This is a genomic window from Thiomonas sp. FB-6, assembly GCF_000377645.1.
In the GTDB taxonomy this organism is placed as follows: domain Bacteria; phylum Pseudomonadota; class Gammaproteobacteria; order Burkholderiales; family Burkholderiaceae_C; genus Thiomonas_A.
The window spans coordinates 115678-127941 of sequence record NZ_KB898477.1 but is presented as its reverse complement, the minus strand read 5'-3'; the positions used below and the strand labels follow the sequence as shown (position 1 = coordinate 127941).

The following is a 12264-nucleotide window of genomic DNA, read 5'->3' as shown; positions in this document are numbered from 1 at the left end:
CCCCCTTGCGCGGACCCCGGCGCCACGTGGGACAATCGGCATCCCCCCGCATCGCGGCCTTTCCCGCCCGGCCTCGGCCCGCCGCGCAAGGCCCCACGCATCGCCCATGCCCACGGACCCCTCGACTTCGATGAGCAGCCTGAACCACCTGGTGCTTGGTAGCACCTTCGTGCTCAGCCTGCTGTTCGGCGCGGTGATGCACCGCACCCAGTTCTGCGCCATGGGCTCTGTGGCGGATATCGTCAACTTCGGCGACTGGACCCGCATGCGCATGTGGGCGCTGGCCATCGCCACGGCGCTGCTCGGTACCACCTGGCTGGCCGCCAGCGGGGAGATCGACCTGTCGGCCAGCATCTACACGGTGCCCAGCCTGACCTGGCTGTCGGCGCTGGTCGGCGGAGTGCTGTTCGGCGTGGGCATGGTGCTGGCCTCCGGCTGCGGCAGCAAGACCCTGGTGCGCCTGGGCAGCGGCAGCCTCAAGGCGCTGGTGGTGTTCACCATGCTGGCCGTGGGCGCCTACGCCACGCTGCGCGGCATCACCGCGCTGCCGCGGGTGTACCTGCTGGACCGCGTGGCCCTGCAGTTCGCCGGACACCAGGACCTGCCCTCGCTGCTGGCGCGCCACAGCGCCTGGTCCGCGCGCGCCTGGCTGCTGCTGCTGGGCAACGCCGGCGGCCTGGCCCTGGCCGCCTGGGCGCTGGCCCGGCGCGAAGGCCGCGACGCGCGCCTGCTGCTGGGCGGCCTGGGCATCGGCGCGCTGGTGGTGGGGCTGTGGTGGGTGTCGGCCCACCTGGGCTTCGTCGCCGAGGATCCGCAGACCCTGCAGGCCACCTACATCGGCAGCAGCGGCAACCACGCCGAATCCTTCACCTTCGTGTCGCCGCTGGCGGCCACCTTGAACTGGCTGCTGCTGTACAGCGACAGCAGCAACGTGCTGAGCATCGGCATCGTCTCGGTGTTCGGCGTGATCGCCGGCTCCGCGCTGCACGCGCTGGCCACGCGGCGCTTCCGCTGGGAAGGCCTGTCGGGACTGGAGGACACGGCCAACCACATCGTCGGCGGGCTGCTCATGGGCATCGGCGGGGTCACCGCCATGGGCTGCACGGTGGGCCAGGGCATCACCGGGGTGTCCACGCTGTCGCCCACCAGCTGGCTGGCGCTGGGCTCCATCATCGCCGGCGGCGTGATCGGCGTGAAATTCCAGGCCTGGCGCCTGGAGCGGCAGGCATGAGCGCCGCGCACGGCCGCTCCGAAGCGGCGCTCCACTCCCTCGGGGAGTCGAGCGTAGCGAGGAGGGCAGTCCAGTGAGCGCCGCGCACGGCCGCTCCGAAGCGGCGCTCCACTCCCTCGGGGAGTCGAGCGTAGCGAGGAGGGTAGTCCAGTGAGCGTGCAAGGGCCCGACGCACCCGATCCGCAGCGCCGCTTCGGCGGCATCGCCCGTCTGTACGGCCAGGCGGCGCTGGAGCGCCTGCGCGCCGCCCACATGGTGGTGGTTGGCGTGGGCGGCGTCGGCTCCTGGGCGGCGGAGGCCCTGGCGCGCAGCGGCGTGGGCGAACTCACGCTGATCGACCTCGACCACGTGGCCGAATCCAACATCAACCGCCAGGCCCAGGCGCTGGGCTCCACGCTGGGCGAGGCCAAGGTGCGCGCGCTGAGCCGGCGCCTGCACGACATCAACCCCGATTGCGTGGTGCACGAGGTGGAGGAATTCCTCAGCGCCGAGAACCTCGCCGAACTGCTTCCCGCGCGGGCCGACGTGCTGCTCGACTGCTGCGACCAGGTGCGCGCCAAGGCCGCGATGGCCGCGCAGGCCCTGCGTTCGGGCCTGCCGCTGATCGTCTCCGGCGCCGCGGGCGGCAAGCGCCTGGCCCAGCACGTGCGGCTGATGGACCTGGCCGACGTGCGCGGCGACCCGCTGCTGGCCAAGCTGCGCTACCGCATGCGCCGCGAGCACGAGGCCCCGCGCCAGGGCCTCATCGGCCTGCCCTGCGTGTGCTCCGACGAGCCCCGCGCCGCGCTGCTGCAACAGGCCTGCGCCGTGCCCGACGATCCCGGCGCCGGGCTGAACTGCGCCGGCTACGGCTCCAGCGTCATGGTCACCGCCAGCTTCGGCATGGCCGCCGCCGGCTTCGCGGTGGAAGCCGTGGCCCTGCGGCGTGAAGCCAGCCAGGAAGCGCGCCGCGCCTCCGGCAGGCAAAACGCACTTTGCTATGATTGAGTGTTTCGGTCGGGGTCGTTAGCTCAGTCGGTAGAGCAGCGGACTTTTAATCCGTTGGTCGCGTGTTCGAGTCACGCACGACCCACCAGCAAATTCAAGGGTTTGGCGAAATCTCGCCAAACCCTTTGGTTTTTGTGGGGAGGCGCGATGAGGCAAACTACCCCACATGGTCACATCCATCAGCACCTCCGATCGCCTCCGCGCAGCCTGCCGCGACGAGGCCACGACCCTGAATCGCGCCAGCGAGCACGAGGCGGATGCACGAAGCAGGCTCTTGGCGCTGGCCCTGCTAGAACGCCAGGCCCGGGACGACCAGTTGCTGGCCTCGGGCAAGTTGAACTACCGCGACTTGATGCTGTTCGGGCACGTGGACATGGCCAAGGACGTGAAAGTGGACCTCCTGCAGGGACTCGATCGTTGACGGGAGCGGCGATACCCGTCCGCTAGCATGGGCGCTCCCTCCGATGCCTGGATCTGCGCGTGCAAAGCCTGCTTCGAAAAGTCCTGCCTCGGCGCGTCGTGGTCACCGCGCGGCTTCAACAGATCTTCTTCGGCCAGTACGGGCACACCCGTCGCATCGACGGAATGCCGGCCGACGGAGCCGGGAAATTCCAGCCCTGGCTGACCTACCCGCTGATCGAGTACCTGAACGGTTTCGACTTCTCGGGCAAGGATGTGTTCGAGTTCGGCTCGGGCGGGTCGACGCTGTACTGGGCGGCCCGTGCCCGTTCGGTGTACAGCGTCGAGTTCGACGCCGCCTGGTACGGCGTGCTGCGGCAGCGGCTGCCGGCCAACGCCACCCTCGTGCACGAGGGCGACGGCGGCAAGTACGCGGACCTGCCCAGGACCCTGGCGCCGCGGCGATTCGACGTGGTCGTGGTGGACGGCGCGGAACGCTACCGCTCGGCGCGCACCGCGATCGAGGTGCTGGCTCCCGGCGGCATGATCATCCTGGACAACGCCGAGTGGTACCCGAACACCTCGGATCTGCTGGCCGGAGCCGGCTTGCTCGAAGTGCGCTTTTGCGGCTTCTCGCCGATCAACGCCTTCACGTCGACCTCCAGCGTGTTCCTCAGCCGCGACTTCGCATTTCCTCGTTCCGAGGCCGCGCGGCGTCCGCCGCGAGGGGGCAAGGGCCTGCCGCACGGCGCGCTGGACGACGGCCTCTAGGATCCTCGCCTCAGCGCCCCTCGATCGCCGCCCGGATCTTCTTGTCCGTCTTGTACTGGCCCAGCGAGTAGGCGGCCCAGATGGCGGCCGGGATCCAGCCCAGGATGGTGAGTTGCAGCACCAGGCAGATGGTGCCCGCGACGGGCCGGCCGATGGTGAAAAAGGCCAGCCAGGGCAGGAAGATGGCGAGGAACAGGCGCATCGCGGGCTCGCAGAAATCGAGGATGACGTCAGTCTACCTTGCGGGCCCCGCGGCACGAGGCGTGGCGGCCCCGGCTTCGCCGCGCTGCCCCGCGCGGCCCGGCGAGCCGTCGGCACAAAGGTTCGGGCAGGCCTTGCGCCAGGCCGACGAACCCTGAGCGGGCGTCGGGCTACTGGCGGGCATCGGGCGCGGCAGCGGCGGGCGCTACCGCGAGGCTCGGGAACTTGCGATCCAGCACGAGCTTGTAGATCAGGGTGGCGAAGAATCCCGCGAAAAAGCCGGCCCGCGCTAATGTGCCGAACAAGACGATGGAAGAATCGCTCCGCAGAAACTCTCCGTGGCTCGGAGCAGCCAGCCAGTTCGTCAGGAGATTGTCGACCAGCGAATAGCCGAGCGTGCCATCGCCCCGGAACAAGGCCGTGCCCAGCGAAATCGCGCAGCCCAGCATCCCCCCGTACAGAGCGGCCTTCAGGTGGCTCCGAGACTGGACCATGCGCCGCCGCAGGGCGCCGACCACGATCCCCGTGAGCAAGGCGGGAACGCCGGCGATCCCATAGGCCAGCAGCGCGGCCCCGAACCATGCCGTGCTCAGCACATCCCGCAGCGATCCGGCATGGACACGACCTTCCGCGACCATGCGCACGGCCTCATACAGCGCCTGCACCAGAACGCACAGATACACGCACAACGCGCCGAGCGGCGGGCCGAGGACGGCGAACAGCAACAGGGCGATCACCATCGGCGCGGCGGGCGGGTTCGGACTGGGCATGCGAGGATCTCCCCGGTACTGCCACGAGACCGAACACCGCCTTGTCGGCGAAGTTGATCATCATGAACAGGAACAGCATGGCGACACGGCTTGCACGCGCTTTGCGCGGAGCACGCATGCAGTTTCACACAACGAAACTGTAGGGCTCGCCGAATGCCGCCGCTTCAACCAGGTACGCCACTGGGCTCGGCAGCAGGCGGGATTTCGCAGCGCCACGCTCGCCTGTAGACCATGGTCCCGAGAAACCCCGCGCCAAAGCCCGCGCGCACCAGGGTAGGAAAGAGAAAAATGGGGGGAAGTCCCTGTGGAACACGTCCCTCGCGCAGCGGAGCAAGCCATTCGAAAAACATTTTGGCGTCCCGGGAATCAACCGGCCAGAGGGTACCGAACAAGCCGTAGCCCACGGCGATCGCGCATCCCAGCAGGCCGCCGAGCAAGCCGGCAACCAGATAGCCATGGCGGTACACGACGCTCCTGCGCAAGGCTCCGACTGCCGTCCCGGTGAGCATGGCGGGAATGACGGCGAAGTAGTAAGCGAGGACCGCGATGCCGACCCACTCCGAAGTGAACAACCAGCTCGTCGCCGGCCTGATGGACTTCCCGCTCTGGAACAAGAACCAAGCGTATTGAATCGGGTCCCACGCTATCCGAACGGACTCGATCAGCGTGCCCAGCAGCGGGCCGATGGCCCCGAACAGCAAGGTGGGAAACAGGATGGATGTGAATGCGCCTTTCGGATACGGCATGGAAGGGTCTGCTCGCGACGGGTTTCAACGGGGAAGTCCAAGGGATGAATGGTCGCCACGGCGAGCTTCACGCCCACCTGCCGCATGCTAAGGCGCCCCCGCACTCCATGGGCTCGGACTGCGAAGCAGCCCTGCGCTTTGTACGGCTCGCCTCCCTCCCCGCTCAGTCGCGCTTTTGCGGCAGGTACGGCGCCAGGTCACGCACCACGCATTCGCCGCCCAGTTCGACGAAGGCCTGCCCGCAGCCCGAGAGTTTCTGAAGCACGAAGCCGGTTCCGCCGAACACTCCGGCGCCCAGGCGCTGCTGCCGCCCGAGGCTGAAGTTCACGCCCGGGGTGGCGCAGACGAAGCCATGCTTGTGCACCATGTATCCGGCGCGCCCGTCGAGTTCCACCGGCGTGATGGTGCTCGGCAAGTGCGATGCGAACGCCACGCGCGCGCCGTCGCGCTCCGAGGCATATTCGGTCATGAACAAGGTACCTCCGCTCAGCGCGCGGCCCAGTGCGCCGAACAGACCGCCGGCCCCTCCTCCGCTGGTCGAGGTGCGCATCTGGATGTCGTCGTCCATCCACGAGAACTCGCCCGTTTCAGCCAAGATGCTCTGGCCGCGATCGAGGGTGATCTCGAGAACGGGCATGGTGGTGCCGAGAATGCGATGCTGCATGAATCACTCCTGGATGCGCGCTGTCCTTGCTCCTTGCATGGGCGGACTCGGCGGCTGCGTGGGAAGGTTCGCCGAGCACAGCGAATCCTCGGACAGGAGCTTTCGCGAGGCGGCCATGAGTCCGCGACGATCGATGTCGCGCGCCTCGGGCACGGTGGAACCGCCATATTTGCCCGCCCGGAATGACCCTGCGCCCGGTCGTCCCCTCCCGGGACGCCTCGCGTTTCCGAGGGTGTTCGACAGGGTGGTGGCGAACAAGGACCCGGCCGAACAGGGCCTGCTGGACCTGAAGCTGCGCAAGGAACTGGCCGCCAACCTGGAGCAGATCGATGCGCTGCAGCGCCTGCTGTCCGCGCCGGACATGCTGGAGCTGCTCGATTCCATCCGCCAGCAGCGCCAGCGCTACGAGCAGGCGGTGACGGCCATGCTGGCCGTGCAGCAGGACGGCAACCGCGCGCAGGACGTGTTCGAGCAACAGGTGGTTCCGCAGGAAACGCAGATCCGCCAGGCGCTGCGCAAGACCCTGGGGGACATGCAGGCCATCGCCGATCAGATCTCGGTGATCGACGACATCGCCTACCAGACCAACATGCTGGCCTTGAACGCGGCCATCGAGGCCGCGCGCAGGGCCTGCGCGACGCGGTGGCGCAATTCCGGCTGCCCGAGGCCGCGGATCCGGCCAGCTCCGGGCACGAGCTGCCGCAGGCTCCGGGCGCATCGCGGGAGTCGGGCCGCAGCGCCGCGCCTGCGCCGCAGTGGCGCCATGCGCCCGGCGGCACGCAGGCCCGGGCGCTTCCCGCCTGAGCGGGTGCAGACCCGGGGCCGCGCCTGACAGCCTGTCAGGGCTTGCGCGGCGGGGCGTACAGGCGCCGCTGATCACGATCGAGCATGCGCTCGATCAAGGGGTCGATCAAGGGGTCGATCAAGGGGTCGATCAAGGGGTCGATCGAGCGCTTGAGATTCGTCCCACTCGGCGCGCGCCCCCCACAGCGCTGGGCGGCCACCCAGGTGCGCAGGGTGATCGCGTCCGGGTCCCCGCTCTCGCGGGCCTGGCGCCACAGGCCGCGCAGCGCCGCGACGTCGCCGCGCCGGGCGATGCGGCGCCAGCGCGCGCGGCAACGGGCGATGCGCGCGGCCTGCACGCCCAGGCGCAGCAGGGCCAGCAGCAGCACCAGGCCGCCCACGGCCACAAGGGCCCGCACGATGCGCAGCGGGCGCGGGTCGTGCACCTGCACCCCGCCCCAGTCGGCCAGCGCCAGCCCCGGCGCGCCGCGCTCGGGGTCGTAGTAGGCCAGGCGCAGGCGGGGATAGGCCAGGCGCCCCGCCCGCTCCGCGCGCCAGGGCAGCTCGATGTCCCAGGCCGGCGCGGCTCCGAGCGCCGGGCCGGCGAGCCTGCGCAGACGCGGCTCGCCGATGCGCAAGCCGGGAGCGTGCGCGTCGGCCCGCAGCATCGCCGTCAGGGCCTGGCGCCCCACCTGCACACCATCGAGCCGCGCGCGCAACACGCCGGCCGCGCCGAGTTCGAGGCGCCGCGGTGCCGGCTGCACCCGCAGCGTGGCGTGCCCCACCGGCCAGCCGGCGGGCCAGTAGGCCGGCAAGGGCCGCACCGACCCTTGCAGCGAGGCGATCGGGAACACGAGGAGTTCGCCGAAACGGTGCCCTCGCAACAAGCCGAAGCGCACGGTGAAGTCCCCCGCGTGGGTGGGCGTGAAACTCCAACTCAGGCGCAACACTTCGACGGCGCCGTCGGCGGCGCGCGTGTCCAGCGAGCCTAGGGGGTGCAGGATGCCGTCGTCCGAACGGACGGTGAGCGGCTCCCAGGCCAGGCCGCCTCCGTCTGCGACGTCGAGTTCGATGCGCAGGGCCTGGCCCACGGTGGCGCCCGGCGTGACCACACGCGCGGCCACGTACAGGGGCGCCTGCCCGGCTTCGGCCGCGGCGATGCGTACGCGGCGCGGCGGGCAGCGCGCGCCGCCCGCGCGCAGCTCCGGCAGGCGCAGCCGGCCCGCGGCCAAGGGAAACAAGCGCAGCACCATCGTCTGCGAAGAGCCGCCAGGGCCGGAAGCGCGCTCGCTGGACTGGCCCTGCAGCAGCCAGGTCTGGCCGAGTTGCGCGGGCTGCAGAGGCGGCAGCGGCGCCAGGCCGCGCGCGCGGATCTGCCAGCGCAGCGCATGCCCCAGCACCGGCTGGGCGGGACGCAGGCTGCACACCAGGGCAGGCGCCGCTGCACCGGCGCGGGTCGCGGCGGCGGGCGGCGTTGACGCAGAGGCCATGGCAGCATCGGTCAGCCCCAGGGCCACGCATAGCCCCAGGCCCAAGCTCATGCCGAAGCTCATGGCCCCTCCGGCCGGTCGGCCGCCTCGCCGCTGTCCTGGCGCACCAGCGCGCGCAGCAGGGCGCCGCGGTGGTCGTGCAGCCAGGGCACGGCGCGCCGGGCGGCCCGCAGTTCGGCCGGGTCCAGGGCCAGGCCCGGGGCCTCGGAGCCGGGCTGGACACCGGATGCCTGCAGGCGGCCGCCAGCCTGCAGCCGCGTGTCCTGGTAGCCCTGCGCCTGCCGGGGCTTGCGGCGCGCCGCCATGCTGCTGGGCGTGGTGTCGGCCGTGTCCCCGAAGCGTCCGGCGCCCTGCGGCGTGCCGCGCTTGCGCATCGCCGCCATGGCCTGTTCGGGGTGTTCCTGCGCCCACTGCGCCTGCGCCAGGCGCAGGTTGCGCACGGCGCCGGGGTCGCCGGGGCGCAGCGCCAGGCTGGCGCGGTAGGCGTCGATCGCCTCGCGCAGCCCGCCCTGCAGGTGAAAGGCGGCATTGCCCAGGTTGTACAGGGCCAGAGCGCGCCGGGCGTCGTCCGGGGTGCCGAGCATGGCGCGGCGAAAGGCCGCCGCGGCCTGAGGCCACCGGCCGGCGCGGTAGGCGCAGTCGCCCTCGCCCAGGTGCGCGTCGAAACCCGGCAGGCCCGCGTACAGCCGGGCGCAGGCGGCGTAGTCGTGGCGGCTCCAGGCCTGCCAGGCCGCCCATGCCTGTTCCTGGTGGGCGGGCGCCTCGCCGGCCTGGGCACGCGGCAACATGGCCTGCGTGCCCGCCAGGCCCAGGGCCGCGAGCAGCAGCAGGGCCGGAGGGATCGTGGCGCGTGCACGGCGCAACTGCGGCACCTGCAGCCAGGCCAACAGCAGCAAGGCGGCGGCCAGCGGCAGCGCGTACAGCTCGCGCCACACCGGCTCGCTGCCGGGCGGCGCGGGGTTGGAGGGCAGGCGCGCGATGCCCCGGCCGTACAGCAGGGTCCAGGCCTGGGGACTGTCCAGCGCCGCGCTGGCGCCCCCGCTGCGGCGCGCCAGCGCCTGCAGCGCGGGGTCGATCTCGCCGGGGCCGGTCCACAGCAGGAACAGCGGCAGGCGCGCCGCCTCGAGGCCGCGCGCCTCGCGCTCCAGGCCCCGCGGCCCGGCGGCGCCCGCGGAGTCCTCCGGGGATACGCCGGCGCCGGCCAGCAGCAACACGGCCCGCGACGCGCCGGGCTCGCGCGCGAGTTCGCGCCGTGCCAGCCACAGCGCGGCCGGCAGACCGTCGCCGCGGCTTTCGCCGAGCAGCGCGGGCCCGGCCCGATCCAGAAAATCGTCGAACAGCGCGGGGTCGTCCGTGCAGGGCAGCAGCAAGCCGGCGCCCCGGCGGTACACCACGAGCCCGAGGCGCTCGCCCTGGAGCCGGCGCTGCAGTTCGTGCAGGGCCATGCGCGACGCCGCGAGGGTGTCGGTGTCCCGAGCCGGAACCCGCAGCACCACCATCACGTCCACGCGGTGCTGCGCGCGTGCCGCGCCCGCGGCATCCAGCGCGAGCAGTTGGCGCGGTCCGGCCAGCGCGGCCGCCGTCAGCAGCCAAAGCAGGGCCTCGGCCATGCGGCGCGCCAGACCCGCGCGGGGCGACCGGGCGTGCAAGGCCCAGGCGTGCAGATGCGCATCGGCATAGGCCAGCGCCTCGCGCGCTTGCAGGCCGCGGGCACGGCGACGCCACAGGGCCAGGCCCAGCGGCAGGCCCAGGCACAGCCAGGCCCAGGGGTGGGCCCAGTGCAGGCCGGCGAGCAGCCCCGTCACGCCCGGCTCCCCGTGCGCGCGGATCCGGCGGCTTGCGCCAGCAGCAGCAAGGCGCCGCAGGCCAGCGGCCACGCGAACAGCCCATGCGCCTGGCGGCGGCTGGGCGCCGGCCGCAGGGTCGGTGCGGACGCGGCGATGGCCCGGATGGCGCGCTGCTGGGCGCCGGCGTCGGCAGCGTAGAAGTAGGCACCGCCGGTGAGCCGCGCGATGTCCCGCAGGTCCGGCTGCGGAGCGTCGAAGGCCGGCACCTCGTAGGGGCGCCCGTCGGCCGGCCGGCCGCCGACCTGCACGGCGAACACGCGCACGCCCAGCGCGCGCGCCAGGGCGGTGGCCTGGGCCGGGCTGACGTGGCCGCCCTGGGTCCAGCCATCGTCGGAGTAGACCACCAGCACGGGCCTGCGGCCGCCCTGGCGGGCCACCTGGCGCAGGGCCAGGCCGATCGCGTCGCCCAGGCAGCCGCCGTCGCCCAGCAGGTCGGCGCGGGCGCGCCGCAGCATGCGCAGCGCCACGCGGCGGTCGAAGGTGGGCGGCAGCAGCGTGGCGGCGCGCGCGCCGAAGGCGATGATGCCGAAGCGGTCGCCGGGGCTGCCGCGCACGAAACCCGCGAACACCTGTTTGACCACCGCCAGGCGCTCGGCGGGAGCGCCGTTCCAGCGCAGGTCGTTCAGGGTCATGGACAAGGTGGTGTCGAGCAGGACGACCACGTCGCGTCCCTGCGCCGGGGGGCGCAGCCAGGGGCCGGGCAGCTCGGGCTGCGCCAGGGCGATCCCCCAGCAGGCGAAGGCGCCGGCCACGAGCCAGGCGCGCAGCGCCGCCGAACTGCGCGGCGCCCGTGCGTCCAGCAGCCCGAACAGCCGCGGGTGCAGGTACAGCATGGCGCCCTCGCCCGCGTGGGCGCCGCGCCGCAAGCTGAGCCAGCCGACACCCGCGGCCAGCGGCAGCAGGCCGAAGGCCCAGGGCCGTGCCCAGACGAGCTGGATCCACGCGTGGAGCAGTGGCTGCATCATGGCGCCAGGCGCTGGTCCAGGTAGTCGCACAGCGCAGCGGCGCCGACCTCGCGGGCGTAGAGCAGGCGTTGGTGCGGGCCACGGGCCGCGTCCCCGGCGCCGGGCTCGGGCAGTCCGGCGCGGCGCAGATCCTCGAACACGGCGGCCAGCAGCGGCGCGACCGGCGCATCCGCCGGACCGGCGCGAAGCCGTGCACGCGTGCGCAGCAGGCGTGCACGGGCACGCCGCCGGCGCAGCGCCTGGCGAGCCCACCGGCCTGCGGCGAAGACCACGAGCGCCAGGACCGCCAGCAGCACCACCACGGCCAGCCACCACGTGGTGCCGCCCTGCCACGGCGACACCGCGGGTGGAGGCGCGACCGGGCGCGGCGGCACGATGTCGGCGAGCGCGGCGAGGCGGTCGATCATGAGTCCAGCCCGGCCAGCAGCGCCTGGATCCGCGCCGCGGAATCAGTGGTGCAACTGCGGACCGACGCCATGCGCAGCGCCCGCAGGCGACGCTGCAGGCGCTCGCGTCGAGCCAGGGCCTCGCGCGCGAAGGCCTCGCGCGCGGACCTCCCCGGCGCCAGCCATCCGGTGGCGCCGCTGGTGCCATCGGCGAAGCGCGCGGGCGGCAACTCGGGCAGCGCCGCCTCGGCGGGGTCGAACACTTCCACCGCGGCCATGCGCGCCTCGTCGGCCAGTCCGGCCAGGCAGGCGCCGGCCCGGGCGTCCAGCCAGTCGAAGTCGCTGCACAGCAGCATCTGCGTGGGCTGCACCGAAGCCCGCCGCATGATGGCGGCCCAGGACTCCAGGGCCGTGCGCGAGACCTCGGCCGCCCGTGCTCGCTGCGCTGCGGTCGCGGCGCAGGGCGGCACGATGCGCTGCCCGGCCAGCCACGCGGCCAGGCTGCGCACCGCGGCGTGGCCGCTGCCGAAGGAGCGGGTCTGCACGCCCAGCGGCGTCCACAACGACGCCTCCACGCGCGACAGCGGCCAGCGCGAGACCTGCCGTGCCGCGCCTGCCAGCGCGCTGCGCGCCGCCTGCGCGGCCTTGGTGCGCGCGCGCGTGCCGAACAGCATCGAACCATGCACGTCCACCAGCGCGTGCCAGGCCAGCCTGCGTTCCTGCTCGAACACGCGCACATAGGGCCTGCCGGTGCGCGCGAGCAGCGCCCAGTGCATGAACCTCATGTCGTCGCCGGCCTGGTAGGGACGGCTTTGCGCGTAGTCCTGGCCGCGGCCGGCCAGGCGCGACGGGGCCTCGCCGGCGCGGTCCGGGCGCGCGGGCCCTGGCTCGAATTGCGGCTGCGCGCGAGCGGCGAGCAGCGGCGCGAGTTCGCGCCAGTCGGCCGGCTCCAGCAGCGCGAAGCTTCCGGGAGGCGCGGCGGCCTGCGCGCCGTCCGCGTTGCGCCGGGCCGTGACCATGGGAT

At 72.7% G+C, this 12264-nt stretch carries 14 protein-coding genes and 1 tRNA gene; 6 read left to right on the top strand and 9 right to left on the bottom strand.

Annotated features, from left to right (window positions below; genetic code table 11):
* Positions 1-130: 130 nt before the first annotated feature.
* The 5 genes from D466_RS0108555 (at position 131) to D466_RS21170 (ending at position 3388) form a co-directional block, all read left to right on the top strand.
* Complete coding sequence (locus tag D466_RS0108555) at positions 131-1231, top strand: YeeE/YedE family protein (RefSeq protein WP_018913299.1); 1101 nt, start codon at positions 131-133, stop codon at positions 1229-1231.
* A 150-nt stretch (positions 1232-1381) separates the two neighbouring features.
* A complete protein-coding gene (locus D466_RS0108550) occupies positions 1382-2218 on the top strand; it encodes a ThiF family adenylyltransferase (protein WP_018913298.1) in 837 nt (278 codons plus the stop codon).
* A 12-nt stretch (positions 2219-2230) separates the two neighbouring features.
* Positions 2231-2306 (top strand) — tRNA-Lys (locus tag D466_RS0108545).
* Positions 2307-2384: 78 nt separating this feature from the next.
* Positions 2385-2639, top strand: a complete 255-nt coding sequence (locus D466_RS0108540) for a hypothetical protein (protein WP_018913297.1) — start codon at positions 2385-2387, stop codon at positions 2637-2639.
* Positions 2640-2698: 59 nt separating this feature from the next.
* Entirely contained in the window at positions 2699-3388 is a 690-nt protein-coding gene (locus tag D466_RS21170) for a class I SAM-dependent methyltransferase (RefSeq protein WP_156004133.1), read from the top strand.
* 10 nt (positions 3389-3398) lie between these two features.
* Here the strand turns inward: D466_RS21170 and D466_RS0108530 are convergent, their stop codons facing one another.
* The 4 genes from D466_RS0108530 to D466_RS21165 form a co-directional block, all read right to left on the bottom strand.
* Positions 3399-3590 carry a YqaE/Pmp3 family membrane protein gene (locus tag D466_RS0108530; protein WP_018913295.1) on the bottom strand — a complete coding sequence of 64 codons (192 nt, stop codon included), beginning with the start codon at positions 3588-3590 and terminating at the stop codon, positions 3399-3401.
* 169 nt (positions 3591-3759) lie between these two features.
* Entirely contained in the window at positions 3760-4359 is a 600-nt protein-coding gene (locus tag D466_RS0108525) for a hypothetical protein (RefSeq protein ID WP_156004131.1), read from the bottom strand.
* Positions 4360-4523: 164 nt separating this feature from the next.
* Positions 4524-5105, bottom strand: coding sequence for a hypothetical protein (locus tag D466_RS0108520; RefSeq protein ID WP_018913293.1), 582 nt, complete (start codon positions 5103-5105; stop codon positions 4524-4526).
* 163 nt (positions 5106-5268) lie between these two features.
* Entirely contained in the window at positions 5269-5769 is a 501-nt protein-coding gene (locus tag D466_RS21165; protein ID WP_018913292.1) for an AIM24 family protein, read from the bottom strand.
* A 232-nt stretch (positions 5770-6001) separates the two neighbouring features.
* On the opposite strand from D466_RS21165, the gene D466_RS25120 reads away from it, so the two are divergent.
* Positions 6002-6601: a methyl-accepting chemotaxis protein gene (locus tag D466_RS25120; protein WP_026285044.1), complete on the top strand. Its 600-nt coding sequence runs from the start codon at positions 6002-6004 to the stop codon at positions 6599-6601.
* A gap of 7 nt (positions 6602-6608) precedes the next feature.
* On the opposite strand, the gene D466_RS23880 is transcribed toward D466_RS25120, so the two are convergent.
* From D466_RS23880 to D466_RS22745, 5 genes are read right to left on the bottom strand one after another with little or no spacing between them, the layout of a single operon-like run.
* Positions 6609-8105 carry a hypothetical protein gene (locus D466_RS23880; protein WP_018913291.1) on the bottom strand — a complete coding sequence of 499 codons (1497 nt, stop codon included), beginning with the start codon at positions 8103-8105 and terminating at the stop codon, positions 6609-6611.
* A complete protein-coding gene (locus D466_RS0108500; protein WP_026285042.1) occupies positions 8102-9847 on the bottom strand; it encodes a tetratricopeptide repeat protein in 1746 nt (581 codons plus the stop codon). Before D466_RS0108500 ends, D466_RS23880 begins: the two co-directional genes overlap by 4 nt.
* Positions 9844-10854 (bottom strand): VWA domain-containing protein, encoded by a 1011-nt coding sequence (locus tag D466_RS0108495; protein WP_051083711.1) that lies wholly within the window; start codon positions 10852-10854, stop codon positions 9844-9846. Before D466_RS0108495 ends, D466_RS0108500 begins: the two co-directional genes overlap by 4 nt.
* Complete coding sequence (locus D466_RS22750) at positions 10851-11261, bottom strand: DUF4381 family protein (protein WP_018913289.1); 411 nt, start codon at positions 11259-11261, stop codon at positions 10851-10853. The genes D466_RS0108495 and D466_RS22750 overlap by 4 nt, the downstream gene beginning before the upstream one ends.
* Positions 11258-12259, bottom strand: coding sequence for a DUF58 domain-containing protein (locus D466_RS22745; RefSeq protein ID WP_018913288.1), 1002 nt, complete (start codon positions 12257-12259; stop codon positions 11258-11260). The genes D466_RS22750 and D466_RS22745 overlap by 4 nt, the downstream gene beginning before the upstream one ends.
* Between the last annotated feature and the right edge of the window lie 5 nt (positions 12260-12264).